The following is a 23242-nucleotide window of genomic DNA, read 5'->3' on the forward strand; positions in this document are numbered from 1 at the left end:
CCACATGGATTCCCCCGTCGACCAGACCGCACCGGCCCTCTCGACCTCGGGGGTGACCCGGTCGGACGGCCGTTCGCCCGGTGAGCTGCGGCCCATCACGATCACCCGCGGCTGGTCCCAGCAGGCGGAGGGCTCCGCCCTCATCGAGTTCGGCAGCACCCGGGTGCTGTGCACCGCGTCCGTGACCGAGGGCGTCCCGCGCTGGCTCAAGGGGGAGGGCCGCGGCTGGGTGACCGCCGAGTACGCCATGCTCCCGAGGGCCACGTCCACCCGGTCCGCCCGCGAGTCCGTGAAGGGCAAGATCGGCGGGCGCACCCACGAGATCTCCCGGCTCATCGGCCGCTCCCTGCGCTCGGTCATCGACCTCTCTGCCCTGGGCGAGAACACCGTGGTCCTCGACTGCGACGTCCTCCAGGCCGACGGCGGCACCCGCACCGCGGCCATCACCGGCGCCTACGTGGCCCTCGCCGAGGCGATCGGGTGGGCCCGGGCCGAGGGGCTCGTCGCCCGCCGCGCGCAGCCGCTCACCGACACGGTGGCCGCCGTGTCCGTGGGCATCATCGACGGCGTGCCGATGCTGGACCTCCCGTACGTCGAGGACGTGCGGGCCGAGACCGATATGAACGTGGTGGTCACCGGGTCCGGCGACTTCGTGGAGGTGCAGGGCACCGCGGAGGGCGCCCCCTTCGACCGCGCCGAGCTGGACGCCCTGCTCGACCTCGCGCTGGCCGGCTGCGCCCAGCTCACCCAGATCCAGGTCGAGACCCTGCGCGAGGCCGGCGATGGGTGACCACCACGGCGCACGGGTGGTGCTCGCCACGCACAACCGGGGCAAGCTCGCCGAGCTGCGGGACCTGCTCGCGGCCGCGCTGCCCGGAGCCGACGTCGAGCGGCTGGTCGTGGACGCCGCCGCGGCCGGCGCCCCCGACGTCGTCGAGGACGGCACCACCTTCGAGGCCAACGCCCTGCTCAAGGCCCGCGCCGCCGCCGCGGCGACCGGGCTGATCGCCGTGGCCGACGACTCCGGCCTGGCCGTCGACGTGCTGGGCGGGGCCCCCGGGATCTTCTCCGCGCGCTGGTCCGGCCGGCACGGCGACGACGCCGCGAACCTGCGGCTGCTGCTCGCCCAGCTCTCCGACGTCCCCGACGCCCACCGCGGCGCGCAGTTCGTGTGCGCCGCCGCGCTCGTCACCCCGGACGGCCGCGAGCACGTGGAGACCGGGACGCTGCGCGGCGCGCTGCTGCGGGAGCCCGCGGGGGACGGCGGCTTCGGCTACGACCCCGTGCTGCGCCCCGACGGGTCCGACCGGACCTGCGCCGAGCTCACGCGCGCGGAGAAGAACGCCATCAGCCACCGCGGGCGCGCGATGCGGGCCCTGCTCCCGCACCTGCTGACCGCCCTCGACCCCGCCGCCGTCCCCGACTGACCCACGTCCGAACCGAGGAAGTTGACCATGCCCTGGTCGCAGCTCCACCACCTGCCGTTCGCCGGCGCCGTCGAGGCCGTGCTGCGTGAAGCCGGCATGAGCGCCGACCCCGGCCAGTGGGAGGTCCACGCCGGCGGGTCCGCCCACGTGGTGGTGAACGTGGGCCACGTGATCTCCGTGCGGATCGCCAAGAACGCCACGGTCTGCGAGCACGTCCAGCGCCGCACGGAGGTGCTGCGGAGGCTGCCCCGCTTCTCGTTCGCGACCCCGCGGCCGCTCACCGGCGTGGTGGTCTCCCACGGCTACACCGGGGTGGGCCTGACGTGGCTGCCCGGGCACCCGCACCCGCCCGGGCACGGCGACCCGGCCGTGCTGCACCGGGTGCTGACCGAGCTGGCCGAGGTCGACACCGCGGGCTTCGCACGGTACCTCGACCGTCCCGGCCAGCACTGGGGCGGCCACCGGCGGCGGCACGTGCTGCTCGACGAGGTCATCCCGCGGCTGCTGCCCCGCAACCAGGAGGCCGCGCGGCGGGCCGTCGCCGAGCTCGCGGCGCTGCCGACCGTGGCGCCGACCCTGGTGCACGGGGACCTCATGGGGCACAACATGCTGTGGGACGGGGGCGGGGACGAGCTCACGGGCATCATCGACTGGGACCACGCCTGCCTGTCCGACCCCGCGCACGACGCCGCGTCCCTCGGGCTGTGGTACGGCTGGGACACCCTGCGCGCCGCCGTCTCTGAGACCGTCTACGAGCGGGCCCGGCTGCATGCGCGCACGTTCCCGCTGCAGGCGGTCGCGTACGCGCTGCACCACGACCTCGACACCGCCCAGGTCAACCAGTCCATCGCCCGGGCCGACGACTGGATCGAGACCAACCTGCGCGGTGTCTCCGCCTGAGCGGGAGCAGTAGGCTGTTCCGGTGCCTCGTCCCGCTTCCCCCGACACGACCACCGACCGGCCCGCCGCGGATCCGTCGTCCCTCTCGTTCACAACCATCGACTTCGAGACCGCGAACCGCTTCATCGGCTCGCCGTGCGCCGTGGGCCTCGTGCGGGTCCGCGGCGGCCGGGTGGTGGCGGAGCGCTCCGCCTACATGCGCCCGCCGCGCACCTGCGCGGACTTCGACCCCGGGAACACGCGCATCCACGGGATCACCGAGCACACGGTGGCGGGCCATCCCGGCTTCGCCGAGCTGTGGCCACGGATCGAGGACTGGATCCTGGCCGAGGACCCCGACGAGCTCGTGGTGGCGCACAACGCGGCCTTCGACATGGGTGTGATCCGCGCCGCGTGCGCGGAGACGGACACGCGGCACGCCCCGCTGGCGTACGCGTGCAGCCTGGCGCTGGCCCGGCGCGGCTACGACCTGCCGTCCTACGCGCTGCCCCGGGCGGCCGAGGCCGCCGGGGTGCCGCTGCGCCGCCACCACGACGCCCTCGAGGACGCCCGGGCCTGCGCGGGGATCGTGGTGGACCTGGTCCACCGGGCCGGTGCGGGCACGGTCCGGGAGCTGCTCGCCGGCGCGGGACTGAGCGTCAGACGGTTGGCGGCGCCCCCACTTCCCTGAGCCAGCGCTCGGCCGTCTCCGACACCACGTCCCCGGCCTCCAGGCGGGCGCGCCACTCCGGCGGCAGCGCAGCCGTCCCGAGGGCCGCGCCCGTCACGGCGCCGGCGATCGCCCCCGCCGCGGCCGGGTGGCCGGTGCGGGCGGTGGCCAGCTCCACCGCGCGGCGGAACACGGCCTGCGGGTCCCCGGCGCCCGGGGCCTCGGCCTCCGCGCGCAGGGCCGCGCCGAGGCCGCCCGCCAGGGTCTCCGGGGCGGCCCCGCCCGCGCCGAGCAGCCGGTCGAGCGCCGCAGGGTCGGGGTCCTCCCGCGCGGCGGCGCGCACGGCGTCGTCGAGCCGGGCGAGGGTCTCGGTCACCGGGCGCGTGAGATTCCCGGCGGTCTCGCGGGCGGCGGCCACGGCGGCGGCGACCGGCCGCGGCAGGCCCTCCCGGCGGGCCCGCACGGCGGCGTGGACCACGAAGCCCTGGACGGCCGCCGCGGTCTGCGCCTCGGGGTGCCCGTGGGTCAGGGCGGCGCCGTTGATGGCCAGGGGCGCGAGCGTGCGCCAGCCGACGTGGGGGAGCAGGCCGAACGGCGAGGAGCGCAGCACCGGTCCGGCGCCCTTGGCCTCCGGCTGCAGGGGGCGCTCGACCTCGCCCATCCGGCCGGAGCGGAGGGCCTCCAGCACCGTTTCGTCCGGCTCCCGCACGGCGTGCAGGACCTCGTGCTCGTCGATCGGGCGGGGCAGGGGCCGCGGCGCCTCGGCCGGGTGGCGCCCGCCCTGGGTGCCCAGCCAGCGCAGGTAGGCCAGCCACAGGCACGCGGTCTCGTCGGCGCCGTGGCCCTGGTTCGCCCACTCGACGACCTCCTGCAGGGCGTCCAGGGTGTAGAGGGTCAGCTGGGTGGCGTCGGAGATCCGCAGCACCGCGGTGCCTTCGGCGGCTTCGGCGGGGGCGTCCGCGCCGGCCGCCGCGGAGCGGGAGCGCGGACCGGAGCCCGCGCGGCCGCCCAGCGCGTCCCCGAGGGCCCCGCCCAGCAGGGCGGCGCGCACGGAGTCGGCGTACTCGGGCCAGGCGGGGTCGAGGCCGGCGTCGGGCGAGAGCAGGGGTGCGGGCATGCGGTCAGTGTAGTCGGCGGCCGACACGGCCCGGGGCGGGTTCAACCGCCCTTCAGGTCACTGTGGTTGCATGGCACGGGCGCCCGGCGCCCCGCCGGCACGGCACCCCCACCGTGCCGCCCCGATCCCTGAGGAGAGCTCCATGAGTCACCACGTTCCCGGCACCACCGCGCGCCCCGGCGCCGACGGTGCCGACAGCGCCGCCCACGACGGCGCCGTCCACGACAACGCCGCCCCCGGCACGGCGGGCCTCGCGGCGCCCGTGCCCGTCGCCGCGCGCAAGGACACCGTGCCCGCCGGCGCCCCGGAGGCCGCGTCCGCGCCGGCCCAGTGGGCCGCCGAGTTCGCCGGGACGGCGCTGCTGGTCTTCGCCGGGCTGGGCACGGGCATGTTCGCCACCGAGGTCATCGACTCCGCGCTCGGCTTCGGTCTCGGCCTGGTCGCCGCGATCGTCGCCTTCGGGCACGTCTCCGGGGGGCACTTCAACCCCGCGGTGACGCTCGCTGCGGTCGTGGCCGGGCGCACGCCCGCGCGGGCCGCGATCGGCTACGTGGTGGCCCAGGTGCTCGGCGCCCTGGCCGCGGCCGGTGTGCTGTGGGCGGTGCTCATCAGCCTGCTCGACTCCTCGACCACCGCGCAGGTCCTCGGCGCGGTCTCCAACGGCTTCGGGGAAAACTCCACCTCCCAGGCCGGGTGGACCACCGTGCTGCTCGTCGAGTTCGTGGCGACCGCCCTGTTCGCCCTCGTGGTGCTGGGCTCCACCGCGCCGCGGGCCAACGCGGTGCTCGCCCCCGTGGCCATCGGTGCGGCCCTCGCGTTCCTGCTCACGATCACCGCGCCGTTCGACGGCGGGTCGCTGAACCCTGCCCGCTCGACCGGCGCCGCCGTGGTCGCCGGCGCCGGCCACCTGGGCCAGCTGTGGCTGTTCTGGGTCGCCCCGCTGCTCGGCGGCCTCGTCGCCGGTCTCGTCCACCGCTCGGCGACGCTCTCCCGGCCGCGCCGCGGCGCCGGGGCGCCCGCCGCGGTGGAGGCTGCGGAGGTCACGCCCGCCGCGTCCGCCGCGCCGGACCGGGAGCGGTGAGCCGGCGGCCCTGCCGGGTCCGGCAGGGCCGCTGGATCCTCCGCCCGCCGCGGGGGGCCGACGCTTTCCGTCATCCTCCGGGCGGCGGGGCTAGGCTGGTCCGTGCCCGGCCGCCGTCGGGAGGATGCGGAGGTACCTCGTGAGCAGTGCGCGCGCCGCCGAGCCCCTCGGGGGTTTCAGCACGGCCGCCCGCTCGCCCCTGGCCGACTCCCGGGAGCTCGCCGCCGTCAGCGGCGCCCTGTACCCCGTGCTGACCCTGCTCGTGCGGCTGCCCCAGACCATGGTCCCCCTCGGCGTGCTGACCACGGTGGCGCTGATCTCCGGGTCCCCGGCCCTGGGCGCCTTCTGCGCCGCCGCCGTGACGTTCGGCTCGGCGGTGTGCGGGCTCGCCATGGGCGCGGCCGCCTCGTGGCGCCGGCGCCAGCTCGGCCTGGTGCTGCTCACCCTCGTGAACCCGCTGGTGGTGTGGTGGCTCGTGCGCCGGCTCCCGGACCTCGCCGCCGACCCCGAGGCGGCCCCCGCCCAGCTGGTGCTCCCGTGCCTGCTCGCCGGGCTCGTGCTCCCGCAGATGGGCGTGGCGTGCCGGCTGCGCTGGTGGTCCCTGCTGCGCCGGGACTCCCGGGAGGACCTCTTCGACACCGCGCTGCGCCACGAGAGCGTCATGGACTCGCTGGCCACCGTCCTGGCGGCCGCGGTGACCGGGCTCGTGGCCGTGACCCTCGGTCCGGTGGCCGTGCTGGTGCTCGCGGCCACCCTGACGCTCGTGGGCACCACCGTGTTCCTGCTGCACTGCTCGGCCCGCCTGCCGCGGGGACTCATCCACTTCCTGCCGCCCGTCGCGGCCGCACCGAACCGGGCGGCCCGCAACCGCCGCCGCCGGGCGCGGCAGCTCCGGCTGCTCCCCGTGCTGGGGATGGGGGCGCTGGGGGCCCTCGTGGGGTCGACCCTGGGAGCGGTCCTCGTCTTCGCGACCGCCGTGGACGCGGTGGTCTCGGTCAGCTGGCTGTACGCGGTCTCGGGGCTCACCTCGGCGCTGGCCGCGGTGGCCGCGTCCGCCCGCACCGAGGAGCTGCGGCTGTGGAACCGCTGGGTGGCGGCGGCCGCCGGGGCGGTGCTCGCCGCGATGCTCCTGACCATCCCGGACGACTCCGCGGGGATGGTGGTCGTGCTGGCGCTGGCCGGGCTGACCACCGGGCCGTGCCTGGTGGCGGTCTACGAGATCGCCCGGCTCGTGGCCCCGAGCTCCCGGGTCACGGCCCTCACCACGGTCATGACCGCGGTGATGAGCGTGGGGCTGACCGGGGGGCTCGCCCTGTCCGGGTGGTGGGGGGAGTCCTGGGGCTACCGGAGCGCGGCACTGGTGCCGGTGCTCTCCGCGGCGGTCCTGCTGGCCACGGCCCTGACCTTCGTGCACCGCTGGCGGCGCATCGATCCCGGGGACCTCTGAGCCCACCGGGCCCGGGACCGCGCCGGCAGAGGGCACCGCCGTCCCGGGCCACCCGCCGGGCCCAGAGGCCGCGGCGGGTGGCCGGGGGCGCGGTCAGTGGCCCCGGTCGATCCACTCCTGCAGGTGCGGGGCCTCCGCACCGATCGTGGTGGTGTCCCCGTGGCCGGTGAGCACCTCCGTGGACTCGGGCAGCGTCAGCAGCCGCTCGCGGATGGAGTCCACGATCGTGGGGAAGTCCGACCAGGACCGGCCCGTGGCGCCGGGACCCCCCTGGAAGAGGGTGTCCCCGGAGAACAGCACCCCGCCCCCGCCCAGTCCCGGGGCCCAGAAGCACACGGACCCGGGGGAGTGGCCCGGGGTGTGCAGCGCGGTGAGGGTCGTCCCCGCCACGGTGAACTCGTCCCCGTCGGCGATCGCCGCGTCGAAGGGCGTCTTCGGGTAGACCTGCTCCCACAGCACCGTGTCCTCCGGGTGCAGGTGGATCGTCCCGCCCACCTGCCCGGCCACCTCCTTGACGGAGCGGATGTGGTCGTCGTGGGCGTGGGTGAGCAGGACCGCGGTCACCGTGCGCCCGGCGACGGCCTCCACCACCGCGGCGGGGTCGTGGGCCGGGTCGATCACCACGCACTCGTCGTCGTCGCCCACGATCCACACGTTGTTCTCGACGTCCCAGATCCCGCCGTCGAGGGAGAACGTCCCGGAGGTGACCAGCCGGTCGATGCGGGCCCGGCCGGCGCCCTCGGCGGGCCGCACCGGGACGGCGCCGCGGTCGGCGGGGTGGGCGCGCTCCCGGTCGGGCAGGGCCTCGCCGTCGTGGCCGTCGACGGCGCTCATCGGTCGAGCTCCACGACGGAGCGCAGCACCTTGCCGGCGGTCATCCGCTCGAAGGCGGGCTCGACGTCCTCGATCCCGATCCGTTCGGTGACGAAGCCGTCGAGGTCCAGCCGGCCCAGCCGGTACTGGTCCACGAGCATCGGGAAGTCCCGGTTCGGCAGGGTGTCGCCGTACCAGGCGGACTTGATGGCCCCGCCGCGGCCGAAGACTTCGTCCAGCGGGATCTCCCACGTGGTGCCGGGGGCGGGCACGCCCACCAGGACCAGCCGTCCGGCGAGATCGCGGGCCTCGAAGGCCTGCTGGAAGGTCGCGGCGACGCCCACGGCGTCGACCACGACGTCGGCCCCGTGCCCGCCCGTGAGCTCCTGGATCGCCGCGACGGGGTCCTGCTCCTTCGAGTTCACCGTGTGGGTGGCGCCGAACTTCTGCGCCGTGGCGAGCTTCTCGTCGTCGAGGTCCACGGCAATGATCGTGGTGGCCCCGGCGAGCTGGGCCCCGGCGATCGCCGCGGTGCCGACGCCGCCGCAGCCGATCACGGCCACGGACTCCCCGCGCCGGACGTTCGCGGTGTTGAGGACGGCGCCGATGCCGGCCATCACGCCGCAGCCGAGCAGACCGACCGCGGCGTACTGGTGGTCCTCGAGCTCGCCCTCGATCTTGGTGCACTGCCCTGCCGCGACCAGGGTCTTCTCGGCGAACGCCCCGATGCCCAGGGCGGGGGAGAGCTCCGTGCCGTCGGCGAGCGTCATCTTCTGGGTGGCGTTGTGGGTGGCGAAGCAGTACCAGGGCTCGCCCCTGCGGCAGGCCCGGCACTCCCCGCACACCGCGCGCCAGTTGAGGATGACCTTGTCCCCGACGGCGACCTCGGTGACGCCCTCACCCACCGCGGCGACCACGCCGGAGGCCTCGTGGCCGAGCAGGTAGGGGTAGTCGTCGCCCACGGCGCCGACCTTGTAGTGCAGGTCGGTCTGGCAGACCCCGCAGGTGAGGACGTCCACGAGCGCCTCCCCGGGCCCGGGGTCCGGGACGAGGATCGTCTCGAGGGTGGCTGGTGCGTTCTTCGCCGTGACGACGACGGCTCTGACCTCGTGCATGAGTGGGACCTTCCTGCGGACGACGTGACGGTTCCGGTCCGGAACACCGCTCCCCAGTCTAGGGAAGGACGCCGGGGGCGCGCGGTGCGGCGCCGGAGCGCGGCTGCCCCGGCCCGGGCACGACGAAGCGGCGGACCCGTGGATCAGCACCACGGGTCCGCCGCCGGGGTCGGCCGTCAGCTCCTGCCGGAGGCCTTGTCGGCGTCCTTCCCGGAGTCGTCCGAGGAGTAGTCGAGGTGCTCGTGCTCGAGGCGCAGCTTCCGGCCCTGGTCCACGAGCTTCTCCTCCTTCTTCTCCTTCTTGTCGACCTGGCGGGTGTCGCGCGGCGGGAGCTGGATGGTCTCCTCGGCCTTGATCCCGCCCTGCAGCTGGCGGCCGCGCTCCACCTCGGCGTCGATTTCCGCGCCCAGCAGCAGCACGTTGTTGATGATCCACAGACCGAGCAGCAGGACGATGACGGAGCCGATGATGCCGTAGGTGGCGTTGTAGGACGCGAAGTTGCTCACGTACCAGGTGAAGACCAGTGCGGCCACGGCCGCCACGACGAGGGCGACGATCGAGCCCATGCTGATCCAGCGGAACTTGGGCTGCTGGACGTTGGGCGTGAAGTAGTAGAGCACCGCGATGAGCAGGACGGCGAGGATGACGATGACCGGCCACTTGGCGATGTTCCACACCGTCACGGCCGTGGTGCCGAGCCCCACCAGGTCGCCGACCCACTGGGCGATGCCGCCGGAGAGCAGCACCATGAGCATGATGAGGACCACGATGAGGACCAGCATCAGCGTGACGAAGAGGTTCATCGGCCGCAGCTTCCAGATGGGCCGGCCCTCCTCGACCTCGTAGATGCGGTTCATGGCCCGGCCGAAGGCCCCCGTGTAGCCGGAGGCGGTCCACAGGGCGCCGACGATGCCGACGACCAGGGCGAGCCCGGCGCCGGTGCCGGAGGTGAGGTTGTTGATGGGCTCCTCGAGCAGGGTCACGAGCTCGGGCGGGGCCGCACCCTCGAGGAAGCCAGTGATCGCCTGGGTGGTGGCCTGCCCCTGGCCGAACACGCCGAGCAGGGAGACGATGGCGAGCAGCGCGGGGAAGAGGGAGAGCACCGCGAAGTACGTCAGGGACGCGGCGAGGTCGGTGCAGTCGTCCTTGGAGAACTCGGAGAGCGCGCGCTTGACGACGTAGCCCCACGAGGGCTTGCTGATCTCAGTAGGGCTGTCGGGCTTGCGGGGATCCTCGGGATCCGGTGCGGTGCGCTCCTTGGAGCGGCTGTCCTGGGTGGTGTCCTGGGCCATGCTGCGTCCTTCGCGGTCGGCCGCCGGATGCGGTGCGCGGGCTCCGGCCGGCGGCGGGGCGTGTGGGGGATGTCTCGTGGATCAGTGTACTGATGAATCGCCCTCGTGAGCGACAATGGAGCGGACGGCCCACCGGTCCGTCCGCACATTCCCCCCGACCAGGAGGCCCTTCGTGCCCACCACCCGGCGCACCGTTTCCGCGGAGGTCGACTTCGCGTCGGAGACCGACCACCTGGCGGTGTTCTCCCTCGCGGCCGCCCGCCCCGGCGCCCGCGCCCGTCCCGGCGAGCACCTGAGCCTGCGCGTGGACGGGACCGAGGTCGCGCTCGAGGAGGCGGAGGACCTTCACGGCACGCGGCTGCACCTGGGCCGGGTGCCGGGCGGCACGCAGTGCACGGTGTCCTATGCCCTGGAGCTGGACGGCCCCGCGGGGTCACCGCCTCCGGCGGAACCGGTCGACTTCGTCCGCTACACCCGGCCCAGCCGCTTCTGCCCCTTCGACGAGATGGCCGGCACCCCCGACGCCCTCTTCCCCGGGGCCCGCGGCGGCGGCTACGAGACGCTCCAACGCGTGCGGGACTGGGTGCACGAGCACCTGGACTACGTGGTCGGCTCCTCGTCGGCCACCGACACCGCGGTGCACACGTTCCTCACCCGGCAGGGCGTGTGCCGGGACTACGCCCACCTGCTCATCACCCTGCTGCGGGGACTCGGGGTGCCGGCGCGGCTCGCGTCGGTCTACGCGCCCGGGCTGTCCCCCATGGACTTCCACGCGGTGGTCGAGGCCTGGCACGACGGCGCCTGGTACGTCCTCGACGCCACCGGGCTCGCCCCGCGCACGGAGTTCGTGCGCATCGCCACGGGCGCGGACGCCTCCGAGACGGCGTTCCTGACCACGCTCCAGGGGGAGATCACGCTGGGCGGGATGCGGGTGTCCGCGGAGTCCTCCGTCCCCGGCCGCGAGGACCCGAGAGCCAGGGTCGTCCTCCCGCTGTAGCGCGGCGGGGGAGCCCGGCTCAGAGCTCGTTGACGGCTTCCCGCAAGCGGTCGGCGAGCCGGGTCAGGATGCGCAGCTCCTCCGGGTCCAGGCCCGCGGACATCAGCTCGTGCACGTGCACCCGGAACTGCTCGGCGATCTGCACCTGCATCTGCCGGCCCCGGTCGGTCAGCCGGATCCGCAGCCCCCGCAGGTCCTGCGGGTCCTGCCAGCGGTGCACCAGCCCCTTGAGCTCGAGACGCTCCAGCATCCGGCTGAGGCTCGACTGGGTGAGCAGCACGTACTCGTTGAGCTCGTTGAGCCGCATGCCGGCCTCGTCGGAGCGGGAGAGGTTGAAGAGGACGTCGTACTCGCGGGCGGAGAGCTCCGCGAACTCGGGTTGGCGCTGGAGACGCCGCATGACCGTCACCTGGGCCCTGAAGAGGGCCTCCCAGGCGTCGGCGCTGTTCTGCACACGATCTGTTTCTCTGCGGGTCACAGGATAATGCTACGACCCGGTTACATCGGTGCACCGGGCCCCGGTGTCCCCCCTTTCGGGGGATTCCTCCCTCGGGCGTCCGGCACGCCGCCCGCTCCACAGCACCGATTCCCCCTGTGACCAGCGCCGATGATACCTTCTGAGCCCTGTGGGCGGGGAGTGGCCGGGGTGCGCCCGCCTGTATTTTCGGAAGCAAACGTCCACGAAAGAGCGCACGGTGACGAGCGTCACGTCACCTTCCGTGGGCGCTGCGCCCCGGGGTCGCGGCCAGCGCCGTGATCCGCTCCTCCCGGCGCCGGAGCCGTGCCTCCTTGCGCGCCTCGACGAGCCGGTACAGCACCGGTACGAGCACCAGGGTCAGCAGGGTCGAGGAGATCAGCCCGCCGATCACCACGACCGCCAGCGGCTGGGAGATGAAGCTGCCCTGCCCCGTGATCCCCAGCGCCATGGGCGTCATCGCCAGGATGGTCGCCAGGGCCGTCATCACGATGGGGCGCAGCCGGCGGGTCGCACCCTTCTCGATGGCCTCCTCCAGGTCCATGCGGTGCTCCCGGCCCCGGTACTGGTTGATGAGGTCGATCAGCACGACCGCGTTGGTCACCACGATGCCCACGAGCATCAGCACGCCCACCAGCGAGGCGAGGCCGAGCGGCACCCCGGAGGCCAGCAGAGCGAGCACCGCGCCCGTCGCCGCGAAGGGGATCGAGACCAGCAGGACCAGCGGCTGGACCAGGGACTTGAAGGTCGCCACGAGCACCACGTAGACGATCGCGATCGCGGCGAGCACAGCGAGGCCCAGCTGCCGGAACGTGGTCTCCTGCTCCGTGGCGGCCCCGCCGAGCTCGGCCGCCGCGCCCTGCGGCAGGTCCAGGCCCGCGAGCGCGTCCCTGACCTCCGCGCTCGTGGCGCCGAGGTCGTCGCCGCCCGGGGTGACGGCCACGGTGGCGGTGCGCTGGTCGTTGCTCGAGGTGATGGTCTCGACCGTGAGCGCCTCCTCGACCTCGGCCAGCTCGTCGAGGCGGACGGTCCCGTCCGCGGCCGGCACCGGCAGGGCCCGCAGCGCCTCGAGGTCCTCGACGGCGCGGCCCTCGCCGATCGTCACCGCCACCGAGTCGGCGTCCAGGTCGATGGACCCGGCGGGGAGGGGGTTCACGGTGCCGGCGAGCGCCCCCGTGACCTGCTCCTCGCTCAGGCCGCGGGCGGCGGCGGCCGCCCGGTCGACCCTGACCACGACGGTGGGCTGGGTGGCGGCCAGGTTGCTCGTGACCTGCCCGGCGGAGCCGAGCTCCCGCATGGCCCTCACCACGGCGTCGTCGGCCTCCGCCAGCGTCGCCTGGTCCGTGGCGGTGACGGAGATCTCGACGTCGTTGCTCGTGAAGCCCTGGGCGCCCCGCACCGAGAACTCGCCGGCCCCGTCCAGCCGGTCCAGGCGCTCGCCGACGGTGCGGCGCAGTCGCTCCTGGTCGACCGCGGCGTCCGTCGTCACGGAGAACGTGGCGCTGTTGGTGCCGCTGCCCGGCAGGAACGCGGAGAAGCCGCCGCCGGGGCCCATGGTGACCTGGACGTCCTCGATGCCCTCGGTCCAGTCGAGCACCTCCTCGGCGCGGCCCGCCTGCTCGGAGGTCACCGCGAGCGCGGTGCCGGGCGGCAGGTCCTGCTCGATCGTCATGGTGTTCTGCCCGGTGTCCCCGAGCAGGTTGGTGGGCAGCACCGGCAGCAGGGCGGCCGTGCCGCCGAGGATCAGGACGCTCACCCCGAGGGTGGCCCACGGGCGGCGCTGCGTGCCGCGCAGGACCGGCAGGTAGCCCTGTGCCAGCCGGGGCGGCGTCCCGGCCGCGGCGCCGGGCGGGGAATCGGCCGTGCCGTCGGCCCAGGGGGCGGAGCGCCCCGCCGGCGCCCGGCGGGCCCGCCGCGCGAGGCGGGGGTCCCGGAGGAACCAGTAGGCCAGCACGGGCACGATGGTCAGGGACACCACGAGCGAGGACAGCAGCGCGATGGTCGTGGTCAGGGCGAAGGGCCGGAACAGCTCGCCGGTGACGTCCCCCACGAACGCGATGGGCACGAACACCGCGACCGTGATGAGGGTGGAGGCGGTGATCGCCCCCGCGACCTCGCGCACGGCGGTGAGGATGGCCCGGCGCTTCGCGTTGGCGGGCTCGGTGCGCAGGTCGACCGTCCCGTAGTGGCGCTTGATGTTCTCGATCACCACGATCGAGTCGTCCACGACCCGCCCCACGGACAGGGTGATGGCCGCCAGGGTCAGCAGGTTCAGCGAGTAGCCCAGGGCGTTGATCCCGATGAACGTGGCGAGCAGGGACAGCGGGATGGAGATCGCGGTGACCAGGGTCGAGCGCAGCGACGCCAGGAACACCAGGATGACGAGCACGGCGAACGCGAGCCCCAGGAGGCCCTCGACCGTGAGGTCCTCGATCGACTGCTCGATGTAGGGGGCCTGGTCGAAGACCGCGGTGATCTCGGCGCCGTTGCCGAGGTCCTCCTCGAGCTCGGGGATCGTCTCCCCGACCGCCTGGGAGATCCCGACCGTGTCCCCGTCCGGGGTCTTGGTGACGGACAGGGCGAGCGTCGGGGCGCCGTTGGTGCGGGTGATCGAGGTCTGCTCCTGCTCGGCGAGCTCCACGGTGGCCACGGCGCCCACGGTGGTGGGCTCGGCGCCGTCGGGCGCGTCCTCGGGGAGGGGCAGCGGGACGTTCTCCACGGCCTCGAGGGAGTCGAGGGGGGAGCCGGCCTGGACGGGCAGGGTCGTGGCCCCGTCGTCCACGGTGCCCACGGGCACCAGCCCGCCGCTCTCCTCCAGGGCGGTGCGGATGTCCGCGGGCGTGGCGCCCGCCCGGGCGAGGTCGGCGCGGTCCGGCAGGATCGAGACGACCTGCTCGGGGGCGCCGCTGACCTCGGCGGAGCGCACGCCCTCGATCCGCTGCAGGTCCGGGACCGTGAGCCGTTCCAGGTCGGCGGCGAGCGGGCTGAGGTCCTCGTCGGAGGACACGGCCAGGAAGACGATGGGGAAGTCGGCGACGGAGCCGGCGAACGCGGTGGGCTCGACGTCGTCGGGCAGCTGGGTGCGCACGTTGGAGATCGCCCGCTCCACCTGGTTGCGGGCCCGGTCCAGGTCGGTGCCGTACTCGAAGCCGAGCCGGATCTCGGACAGCCCGCTGCGCGAGGTGGACGTCGAGCTCTCGAGGCCCTCCACGATGTTGAGCGCCCGCTCCAGGGGCCGGCCCACCTGCTCGTCGACGACCTCCGCGGACGCGCCGGGCATCGCCGAGACCACGCTGATGGCGGGGATCTCCAGGGACGGGATGAGCTCCTGCTTCATGGAGCGCATGCTGAGCACCCCGAAGAGGGCGACGAACAGCGTGATGAGCACGATCAGGGCGCGGTTGGCCATCGACGCGCGGGCGAGGAGAAACACTCGTGCTCCTTGGGGAGGGATGGGCGAGGGCGTCCCGGCCGGGCCGGGACGCACGCCTTTCAGCGTACCGCCGCCTACCGACAGGTCACCCGGGCCTCCCGGGCCGGGGCGGACCCGACGACGACGAGGCCCCGGACCGACCGGTCCAGGGCCTCGTCGCACGGGCACCGCGGCGTGCGGCGCGGTGCCCGTCCGGGCGGTGTCAGTTGATGCCGAGCACCTGGGCGGTGCGGCCCATGACCTCGTCCGCGAGCTGCGGGTTGTCGTTGAGCTTCACGCCGTAGGAGGGGATGAGCTCCTTGATCCGCGGCTCCCACCCGGACATCCGCGCCGGGAAGGACTTCGCCAGGAGGTTGAGCATGATGGGCACCGCGGTGGACGCGCCCGGGGAGGCCCCCAGCAGGCCGGCGATGGAGCCGTCCGCGGCGGTGATCAGCTCGGTCCCGAACTGGAGCACGCCGCCCTTCTGCTTGTCCCGCTTCATGACCTGCACGCGCTGGCCGGCCTCGATCAGCTCCCACTGCGAGCCGTCGGCGGTCGGGTAGAACTGCTGCAGCGCCTCGACCCGCTGGCCCTTGGACTTGGCCAGCTCGCTCAGCAGGTACTTCACGAGATCCAGGTTGGCCAGGCCCGCGCGGGTCATCGGGTAGAGGTTGTGCGGGCGCACGGACAGGGGCAGGTCCAGGTAGGACCCCTGCTTCAGGAAGTTGGGCTTGAACCCGCCGTAGGGGCCGAACAGCAGCGCGCGCCGCCCGTGCTCGTAGCGGGTGTCCAGGTGCGGGACGGACATGGGCGGGGCGCCCACGGAGGCCTGGCCGTAGACCTTGGCGTTGTGCTGGGCCGCCACGTCCTCGTCGGAGTTGCGCAGCCACAGGCCGGAGACCGGGAACCCGCCGTAGCCCTTGGCCTCCCGGATGCCGGACTTCTGCAGCAGCGGCAGGGCGCCGCCGCCGGCCCCCACGAACACGAACTTCGCGCGCACGAGCCGGTCGCCCTCGGTGTTGAGGCGGTTCTTGACCCTCGCCACCCAGGTGCCGTCGCCCTGCCGGTCGAGGTCCGTGACCTGCTGGCCGTAGCGCACCTCCCCGCCCCGAACCTGCAGGTGGGCGACCTGCTGCCGGGTCAGCTCGCCGAAGTCGACGTCGGTGCCCTCGGGGGACCAGGAGGCCGCCACGCGCCCCGCCCCGCGGCCGTGCATGGTCAGCGGCGCCCACTCGGCGATCTTCTCGCGGTCCTCGGTGTACTCCATGCGCTCGAAGAGCTTGTTCGGCTGCAGGGCCTCCCAGCGGCGGCGCAGGTAGTCGCTGTGCGCGTCGCCGAAGACGAGGGACATGTGCGGCACCGGGTTGATGAAGGAGCCGGGCTCCCGCAGCTTGCCCTCGGACACGAGGGAGGCCCAGAACTGGCGGGAGAGCTGGAACTGCTCGTTGATGCCGAGCGACTTCTCCGGGCTCACGGACCCGTCGGCGGCCTGGGGCGCGTAGTTGAGCTCGCAGAGCGCGGAGTGGCCGGTGCCGGCGTTGTTCCAGACGTTGGAGCTCTCCGCGCCCACCTGGTCGAGGCGCTCAAGCATCGTGATGTCCCACTGCGGCTCGAGCTCCTTGAGGAACACGCCGAGGGTGGCGCTCATGATGCCTCCGCCGATCAGGAGGACGTCGGTCGATTCCGTTGTCTGAGGTGATGTCACAGTCGATGCTCCCGTTGAACGGCCGGCGCTGCGCCGGTGAATGGTCGGGATCAGACTATCGCCACGCCCGGACGAACCCCGAATGCGGCCGGGCGCGTGCCGGGGCCGGTGCTCACGGCGCGGTGCCGAGGTCCACCCGGTTGAAGACCTCGTTGCCGGTGGAGCTCAGGGGGAAGGACGTCACGGAGTCCCCGACGGCGACCGCGGAGATCGGGTGGGCGAGCGGGACGGCGGGCAGCAGCCGCGAGACGCGGTTGTTGATCGACACGTACGCGCTCGAGCGGTCCTCGCCGTCGGGCAGCGCCGCCGCGCGGTTGACGGCGCCGAACAGTGACACGGCGTCCACACCGAACTCCCCGCGGGGGGCGCCGAACAGGGCGGCCGTGAAGTAGTCCGGGTCGCGGTAGCCGCCGTTGAGGCCGAGCAGGTGCAGGGCGTGGTCGCCCTCCGGGTCCTGGATCTGCTGCACGTATCCGTCCGACCAGTCCACCGGGACGGGCTCGATCACGAACCCCGCCCGCACGAGCTGGGCCGCGATGTCGGCGTAGATCTTCTCGGGCTCCTGCATGTAGGTGCGGGAGGTGGCGCGGGGGTAGTAGAACCGCAGCGGCTCGCCGGCGTAGGAGGACGCCGCCAGCAGCTCGCGCGCCCGCTGCGGGTTGTAGGACGGGACCTGCAGGTCGGTCCCGTCCATCGCGAAGCGGGCGGGCAGGAACTGGTTCGCCACCCGGGTGCCGTCGGGGTAGTGCTCGCGCACGATCGCACCGCGGTCCACGGCGGCGGCGATCGCCTCCCGCACCTCGGGGTCGTCCAGCGGCTCCACGTCCTGGTTGATGCCGAGGTAGGACACGGAGTACGGGTCGCGCTGGAGGACCTGCACGCCCTCGCGCGCGAGCGGGGCGAAAGAGTCCAGGCCCACCTGGTCGTAGCCGTCCACCTGGCCGAGGCGCAGCGCCACGTAGCGCAGCTCCGGCTCGGCGATCGTGCGGAACTCGAGCCGGCCGATGTCCCCGAGCTCCCCCCAGTAGTCGGGGTTAGCGACCAGCACCACGTTCGTCCCGTCCCCCGACTCGTAGCGGAAGGGGCCGGTGCCCACGGGGTGCGTCTCGTGCGTGCCGGCCGCCAGGGCCGCGGGGGACGCGATCCCGAACGCGGGCTGCGTCAGCGCCCGGAGCAGGGGCGTGTGCGGCGCGGTCAGCGAGAGCTCCACCGCGGACTCCGACGCCGCGGCGCACCCCGCGTAGAGGGGGTCGATGCCGGGGGCGCCGGCGCGCAGGACCGTGGCGAAGGGGGTCCGTGCCCCGTCGGCGGCGAGGGCCTCCCAGCGCTCGAAGTTCGCGCACACCGCCGCCGCGTCCAGGGCGGTGCCGTCGTGGAAGCGCACGTCCCGGCGGAGGTCGAAGGTGTAGGTGAGCCCGTCCTCGGAGGTCTCCCACGACCGCGCCAGGGCCGGCACCGCCTCGCCCGTGGAGGGGTCGGCGGAGACGAGCCCCTCGAGCATCTGGGCCCCGATCCGGGACGTCTCCAGGATGTTGACCGTGGCCGGGTCCAGGGTGGGGGCGGCGGCGGCGTTGGCGAACACGAACTCCGCGCTCGGCACGGACCGGGAGGCGGTCGGGGTGCCGGGTCCCTCGCCCGCGGGGGCGCACCCGCCGAGGGCGAGGAGCCCCGCGACGAGCGCGAGCGCGGCCTCGGTGCGGGGGGTTCGCCTGGGCGCCATGGGTCCTTCGCTGCCTCACCGGATCGGTCGTGGGTGTCGTCGTGGGCCGGCCCCGGGGCGTGCCCGGGGACGGCGGGGTGCGCGAGGCGGGACTCGAACCCGCACGCCGGTCAGGGCACAGGAACCTAAATCCTGCGTGTCTGCCAGTTCCACCACTCGCGCCGAAGGGGCCCGTCCGGGCCCCCGCCCATCCTAGCCTCAGCCCTCCAGGCCGAGGTCGCGGCGCAGCTTCGCCACGTGGCCCGTGGCGCGCACGTTGTACTGCGCGAGCTCCACCTCGCCCTCGGGCCCGACCACCACGGTGGAGCGCACCAGGCCCTCGTAGGTCTTGCCGTAGTTCTTCTTCTCGCCCCAGGCGCCGTACGCCTCGGCGACCCGGTGGTCCGGGTCGGAGAGCAGGGGGAAGGTGAGGGACTCGGCCTCGGCGAACCGCGCGAGGGCCTCCGGGGAGTCCGGGGAGATGCCGAGCACGGCGAACCCGTCCGCGGCGAAGCGCTCCAGGCTGTCCCGGAAGTCGCACGCCTGCGTGGTGCAGCCGGGGGTTGAGGCCTTCGGGTAGAAGTAGACGACCACCCGCCGCCCGCGGTGGTCGGCGAGGGAGACGGTCCGGCCCTGGGCGTCGGTCAGGGAGAAGCCGGGGGCCGGGCTGCCGGGTTCGAGACGTGCTGCCATGGGGATGTTCCTCCGTCTGGTCGGTGGTGCCGTCCGGGCCGGGCCCGGGCGTGGGTCGGGTGCCGCAGGGCGGCCCCGGACCACGAACACTACCGGCGCTCGTCTCGGCGGTCCCGGCGGCCCCGGGGGAGCGCTCGGGGCCGCCACGGATCCGCCCGCGGAGAAATGCTCGTCAGTTTGCTTAGCATGGTGCTGTATTCCGTGGTGCAGGTCGGTAGACTGCTTTGCATGCCTTTCACCACTCAATGGCCGACCAACCGACTGCTCTCCACCGCGGCCCGGCTCGTGGAGCACGCGTGGAACGAGCGCCTGGCCACGCTCGGGGTGACCCACGCGGGCGTCATGGCGCTGGACGTGCTGAAAACGGCGGGGAGCATGACGCAGGCCCAGCTGGCGCACCGCGTCCGGGTGCAGGCCCAGACCATGGGCAAGACGCTGCACCGGCTCGAGCTGCACGGCCACGTCAACCGGTCCAAGAACGTCCACGACCGCCGCAGCCACCTCGTGTCGATCACCCCGGAGGGCCTGCGCATCCTCGAGGCCGCCACCCAGCTCGAGGACGAGCTGGTGGACCACGGGCTGCTCACGGACGAGAACCTGCGCCGCACGCTGGCCGACATCATCACCACGCTCGGCGGCGCCCGCTGGAAACTGCGGGTCCAGCCGGACGGGACCGTCACGGACGCCGGGTCCGCCGACGCGACCACGCCCGAGCAGTCGCGCGACATCGCCGAGGCCGGCACGGCGGGGGACGCCGCGTCCTGAGGCGCCCGCGGCCCGCGGTCCCGGCACGGGCGGGCGCGGGGCGGGTCGGCACGGGGTCGAGGACGGCCCCGGCACGAGGGCGCGCGAGGTCGCCGGACGGCGGCCTCCGGCGGGAGCACCCGGGGCACGATGACCCCGGGTTTTTTCGTACCCGCGGCCCGTCCCGCCCCGGGGACGACGAAGGACCCCACCGCGGTGCTCCGCGGTGGGGTCCTCCTGTGGTGCGCCCCCTCGGACTCGAACCGAGAACCCATTGATTAAGAGTCAATTGCTCTGCCAATTGAGCTAGAGGCGCTGGTGGTGCGGCAAGAACACTAGCACGCTCCCGGCCCGGGGCCGAATCGCGCCGACCGGCTTCCGCCGGGTCCCGCCTCGCAACGAGAAAGTACTCTACCAGCTCGTCCCGCCTTGTCCATTCCGCCGCCGCCGTCCGGACGGCGGCGGCGTCTACCATGGCGGTCATGCCCTCCGCACAGACCCCCGCGCCGTCCGCCCCGTCCGTCCCGCTCTCCGAGCTCCGCGTGGTCTCCCTCCCGGAGCAGGAGCTCGTGGACCACCTGAGCGACCGCGTCCCGGGCTTCCGCTACGTCCTGTGGGACATGGCCGGGGACCCGGTCGGGGCCCGCGCCGACGAGATCGACGTGGCGGTGGCCCCGTACTTCACCGGCCGCTGGGTGGGGGCCCTGCCCGCCGCGACCCGCCTGCGGCTCGTGCAGCTGCAGAGCACCGGCTTCGACGGCGTGCCGGAGGCCATCGGGCCCGACCTCGCGCTCTCGACGGCGGGCTGGGTGCACGCCGCCGGGACCGCCGAGCTGGCCCTGGGGCTGATGATCGCCGCCCAGCGGGAGCTCGACCGCGCCGTCCTGCAGCAGCGCGACGGGATCTGGCGCCGCTTCGAGACCCGCACCCTGGCCGACAGTCGTGTCCTGGTGCTGGGCGTGGGCGAGATCGGCTCCGCCGTGGTCGACCGGCTGCTCCCCTTCGAGGTCGAGGTCACGAGGGTGGCCTCCCGGGCCCGCACCGACGAGCGCGGCCCCGTGCACGGCATCGACGAGCTGCCTGCCCTGCTGCCCGAGGCCGACGTGCTCGTGGTGGCCCTGCCCGCGAGCCCGGCGACCGACGGCCTCGTCGACGCCCGCGTGCTGTCCCTGCTGCCCGACGACGCCCTGGTGGTCAACGTGGGCCGCGGCCGGGTGGTCGACACCCCCGCGCTGACCGCTGAGGTCGTGTCCGGGCGGCTCCGCTGCGCCCTCGACGTCGTCGAGCCCGAGCCCTTCCCCGGCGACCACCCGCTGTTCCGCGCCCGCGGGGCGATCCTCACCCCGCACACCGGTGGTTCCTGCACATCCTACAAGCCGCGCGTGCGGCGGCTGCTGCGGACTCAGCTCGAGCGCATCGCCGCGGGGGAGCGGCCCCTGTTCCTGCAGCAGGAGGGGCGGCTGGACGTCCCGGCGGACGCGGAGGGGTGATCCGGACGTGCCCTGTCTCACATCGTGGGACAGGGAGTCCGAAGATTGACACGCCCGGCCGGGCGGCAGAGCATGGGAGCATGCAACTCAGCCACGGTGTCGTCCAGCTCACGGTACGCGTCCTCGTCGGACGCGGGGCCTGAGCCGACGACCGGTCGAGCGCACGGGCCCTGTCGCACCTCCCGGTGCCGCGAGGGCCTTTTTTCTTGCCCGGCGCCCACGGCGGAGCGACAGTCGAGCCGGAACAGCAGCACCAGCCCAGAAGGCCAGACCAGAAGGACAGTGACATGAGCAAGGGACAGCCGATCAGCCCAGCGCTGATGGCCACCAAGCGCGCGGAGACCGCCGCTGACCACCGGCCCCCGGGGGCCCCGGAGAAGTCCGTCCCCGCCGTCCCGTCCGTCATGGGCCCGGGCAGCACAGTGGCCCCCACGGAGATGACCGGCTCCCAGGCCGTCATCCGGGCGCTGGAGGAGCTCGGCGTCACCGACGTCTTCGGCCTCCCCGGCGGCGCGATCCTGCCGACCTACGACCCGCTCCTGGACTCGGACCGGATCAACCACATCCTGGTCCGCCACGAGCAGGGCGCCGGCCACGCCGCCGAGGGCTACGCCCTCGCCTCGGGCCGCGTGGGCGTCTGCATCGCGACCTCCGGCCCCGGCGCCACGAACCTCGTCACCGCCCTCGCCGACGCGCACATGGACTCCATCCCCATGGTCGCGATCACCGGGCAGGTCTCGTCCAAGGTGATCGGCTCCGACGCCTTCCAGGAGGCGGACATCGTGGGGATGACGATGCCGGTCACCAAGCACTCCTACCTGGTGACGCACGCCGAGGACATCCCGCGGGTGCTCGCCGAGGCGTTCCACCTGGCCTCGACCGGGCGCCCCGGCCCGGTGCTCGTGGACATCGCCAAGGACGCCCAGCAGGACACCATGACGTTCTCCTGGCCGCCCCGGATGGACCTGCCCGGCTACCGGCCCGTGACGCGCGGGCACGCCAAGCAGATCCGGGAGGCCGCCAAGCTCATCGCGGCGGCCCAGCGGCCCGTGCTCTACGTGGGCGGCGGGACGGTGCGCGCCGACGCGGCCGCCGAGCTCATGAAGCTGGCCGAGCTGACCGGCGCCCCCGTGGTGACCACGCTGACCGCCCGGGGCGTGTTCCCGGACTCCCACGAGCAGAACCTGGGGATGCCCGGGATGCACGGCACCGTCCCGGCCGTGTACTCGATGCAGCAGGCCGACCTGCTGGTGACCCTCGGCGCCCGCTTCGACGACCGCGTCACGGGCCACCTGGAGACCTTCGCCCCCACGGCCAAGATCATCCACGCGGACATCGACCCCGCCGAGATCTCCAAGAACCGCACCGCCGACGTCCCGATCGTGGGCGACGTCAGGGAGATCCTGCCGGACCTCGTGACCGCCGTGCGCCAGGAGTTCGAGCGCAGCGGCAGCCCCGACCTCTCCTCGTGGTGGACCGCGCTCAGCAGCCTGCAGGCCACCTACCCGCTGGGCTACCCCAAGCCGGCGGACGGGCTGGGCTCGCCGCAGCACGTCATCGAGCGGATCTCCGCCCTGACCGGCCCGGAGGCCGTCTACGTCTCCGGCGTGGGCCAGCACCAGATGTGGAGCTCCCACTTCGTCCAGTACGAGCGGCCCCGGCAGTGGCTGAACTCCGCCGGACTGGGGACCATGGGCTTCGCCGTCCCCGCCGCCATGGGCGCCAAGGTCTCCCAGCCCGACCGCGTGGTCTGGGCGATCGACGGCGACGGCTGCTTCCAGATGACCAACCAGGAGCTCGCCACCTGCACGATCAACAAGATCCCGATCAAGGTGGCGGTGATCAACAACTCCTCGCTGGGCATGGTGCGCCAATGGCAGACCCTGTTCTACGACGGCCGGTACTCCAACACCGACCTGAACACGGGCCACGACAGCATCATGGTGCCGGACTTCGTCAAGCTCGCCGACGCCTACGGGTGCGCCGCCCTGCGCTGCACCCGGGACGAGGACGTGGACGACGTCATCCGGCAGGCCCTCGAAATCAACGACCGCCCCGTGGTGATCGACTTCGTGGTCTCCGCCGACGCGATGGTGTGGCCGATGGTGCCCACCGGCGTGTCCAACGACCAGATCCAGATCGCCCGCAACATGACCCCCGACTGGGACGAGGAGGACTGACCC

The 23242-nt window shown here is 73.8% G+C and carries 19 protein-coding genes and 2 tRNA genes; 10 read left to right on the forward strand and 11 right to left on the reverse strand.

The genetic code is table 11. The features are described 5' to 3' along the window. The first annotated feature begins 4 nt into the window (after window positions 1–4). Genes rph through RF647_RS10095 form a run of 4 tightly spaced genes read left to right on the forward strand, consistent with a single transcriptional unit; the run spans window position 5 to window position 2997 of the window. Window positions 5–790, forward strand: coding sequence for a ribonuclease PH (rph, locus tag RF647_RS10080; RefSeq protein ID WP_035928869.1), 786 nt, complete (start codon window positions 5–7; stop codon window positions 788–790). Continuing rightward, on the forward strand, window positions 783–1427 hold the full coding sequence (gene rdgB, locus RF647_RS10085; RefSeq protein ID WP_133410885.1) for an RdgB/HAM1 family non-canonical purine NTP pyrophosphatase: 645 nt from the start codon (window positions 783–785) through the stop codon (window positions 1425–1427). The genes rph and rdgB overlap by 8 nt, the downstream gene beginning before the upstream one ends. A gap of 27 nt (window positions 1428–1454) precedes the next feature. Then, window positions 1455–2327 (forward strand): phosphotransferase family protein, encoded by an 873-nt coding sequence (locus tag RF647_RS10090; protein ID WP_368811585.1) that lies wholly within the window; start codon window positions 1455–1457, stop codon window positions 2325–2327. A gap of 22 nt (window positions 2328–2349) precedes the next feature. Further along, window positions 2350–2997 carry a 3'-5' exonuclease gene (locus RF647_RS10095; RefSeq protein ID WP_368811586.1) on the forward strand — a complete coding sequence of 216 codons (648 nt, stop codon included), beginning with the start codon at window positions 2350–2352 and terminating at the stop codon, window positions 2995–2997. Here the strand turns inward: RF647_RS10095 and RF647_RS10100 are convergent. After that, entirely contained in the window at window positions 2966–4093 is a 1128-nt protein-coding gene (locus tag RF647_RS10100; protein ID WP_368811587.1) for an ADP-ribosylglycohydrolase family protein, read from the reverse strand. The genes RF647_RS10095 and RF647_RS10100 overlap by 32 nt on opposite strands. A 142-nt stretch (window positions 4094–4235) precedes the next feature. On the opposite strand from RF647_RS10100, the gene RF647_RS10105 reads away from it, so the two are divergent. Together RF647_RS10105 and RF647_RS10110 are read left to right on the forward strand one after the other, a co-directional pair. Then, complete coding sequence (locus tag RF647_RS10105) at window positions 4236–5174, forward strand: aquaporin (RefSeq protein WP_368811588.1); 939 nt, start codon at window positions 4236–4238, stop codon at window positions 5172–5174. Window positions 5175–5313: 139 nt separating this feature from the next. Next, on the forward strand, window positions 5314–6621 hold the full coding sequence (locus RF647_RS10110) for a hypothetical protein (protein ID WP_368811589.1): 1308 nt from the start codon (window positions 5314–5316) through the stop codon (window positions 6619–6621). Between the two features lie 93 nt (window positions 6622–6714). On the opposite strand, the gene RF647_RS10115 is transcribed toward RF647_RS10110, so the two are convergent. The 3 genes from RF647_RS10115 to RF647_RS10125 form a co-directional block, all read right to left on the reverse strand. Next, window positions 6715–7455 (reverse strand): MBL fold metallo-hydrolase, encoded by a 741-nt coding sequence (locus RF647_RS10115; RefSeq protein WP_368811590.1) that lies wholly within the window; start codon window positions 7453–7455, stop codon window positions 6715–6717. Continuing rightward, complete coding sequence (locus tag RF647_RS10120; protein WP_368811591.1) at window positions 7452–8549, reverse strand: S-(hydroxymethyl)mycothiol dehydrogenase; 1098 nt, start codon at window positions 8547–8549, stop codon at window positions 7452–7454. Before RF647_RS10120 ends, RF647_RS10115 begins: the two co-directional genes overlap by 4 nt. Window positions 8550–8725: 176 nt before the next feature. Continuing rightward, window positions 8726–9841 carry a YihY/virulence factor BrkB family protein gene (locus RF647_RS10125; protein WP_368811592.1) on the reverse strand — a complete coding sequence of 372 codons (1116 nt, stop codon included), beginning with the start codon at window positions 9839–9841 and terminating at the stop codon, window positions 8726–8728. 172 nt (window positions 9842–10013) lie between these two features. Here RF647_RS10125 and RF647_RS10130 point away from each other — a divergent pair, with 172 nt between their 5' ends. Next, window positions 10014–10838 carry a transglutaminase family protein gene (locus RF647_RS10130; protein WP_368811593.1) on the forward strand — a complete coding sequence of 275 codons (825 nt, stop codon included), beginning with the start codon at window positions 10014–10016 and terminating at the stop codon, window positions 10836–10838. A gap of 19 nt (window positions 10839–10857) precedes the next feature. Here the strand turns inward: RF647_RS10130 and RF647_RS10135 are convergent, their stop codons facing one another. From RF647_RS10135 to bcp, 6 genes are all read right to left on the reverse strand, one after another. Further along, window positions 10858–11316: a MarR family winged helix-turn-helix transcriptional regulator gene (locus RF647_RS10135; protein WP_031282916.1), complete on the reverse strand. Its 459-nt coding sequence runs from the start codon at window positions 11314–11316 to the stop codon at window positions 10858–10860. Between the two features lie 232 nt (window positions 11317–11548). Continuing rightward, the gene (locus tag RF647_RS10140; RefSeq protein WP_368811594.1) at window positions 11549–14746 is read right to left on the reverse strand and encodes an efflux RND transporter permease subunit; all 3198 of its coding nucleotides are present in this window, start codon (window positions 14744–14746) and stop codon (window positions 11549–11551) included. A 202-nt stretch (window positions 14747–14948) separates the two neighbouring features. After that, complete coding sequence (locus tag RF647_RS10145; protein ID WP_368811595.1) at window positions 14949–16433, reverse strand: malate:quinone oxidoreductase; 1485 nt, start codon at window positions 16431–16433, stop codon at window positions 14949–14951. A 112-nt stretch (window positions 16434–16545) separates the two neighbouring features. Beyond that, complete coding sequence (locus RF647_RS10150) at window positions 16546–18153, reverse strand: ABC transporter substrate-binding protein (protein WP_368811596.1); 1608 nt, start codon at window positions 18151–18153, stop codon at window positions 16546–16548. Window positions 18154–18231: 78 nt separating this feature from the next. Continuing rightward, window positions 18232–18315, reverse strand: a tRNA-Leu gene (locus RF647_RS10155). Between the two features lie 36 nt (window positions 18316–18351). Next, window positions 18352–18825, reverse strand: coding sequence for a thioredoxin-dependent thiol peroxidase (gene bcp / locus RF647_RS10160; RefSeq protein WP_368811597.1), 474 nt, complete (start codon window positions 18823–18825; stop codon window positions 18352–18354). Window positions 18826–19053: 228 nt separating this feature from the next. On the opposite strand from bcp, the gene RF647_RS10165 reads away from it, so the two are divergent. Next, a complete protein-coding gene (locus RF647_RS10165) occupies window positions 19054–19590 on the forward strand; it encodes a MarR family transcriptional regulator (RefSeq protein WP_336649761.1) in 537 nt (178 codons plus the stop codon). Window positions 19591–19809: 219 nt separating this feature from the next. Here the strand turns inward: RF647_RS10165 and RF647_RS10170 are convergent. Continuing rightward, window positions 19810–19885 (reverse strand) — tRNA-Lys (locus tag RF647_RS10170). A 166-nt stretch (window positions 19886–20051) separates the two neighbouring features. On the opposite strand from RF647_RS10170, the gene RF647_RS10175 reads away from it, so the two are divergent. Both RF647_RS10175 and RF647_RS10180 read left to right on the forward strand, forming a co-directional pair. Beyond that, complete coding sequence (locus tag RF647_RS10175) at window positions 20052–21059, forward strand: NAD(P)-dependent oxidoreductase (RefSeq protein WP_368811598.1); 1008 nt, start codon at window positions 20052–20054, stop codon at window positions 21057–21059. 287 nt (window positions 21060–21346) lie between these two features. Next, on the forward strand, window positions 21347–23239 hold the full coding sequence (locus RF647_RS10180) for an acetolactate synthase large subunit (RefSeq protein WP_368811599.1): 1893 nt from the start codon (window positions 21347–21349) through the stop codon (window positions 23237–23239). The last annotated feature ends 3 nt before the right edge of the window (window positions 23240–23242 follow it).

Source organism: Kocuria sp. CPCC 205263, from assembly GCF_040981075.1.
Classification (GTDB): Bacteria; Actinomycetota; Actinomycetes; order Actinomycetales; family Micrococcaceae; genus Kocuria; species Kocuria rosea.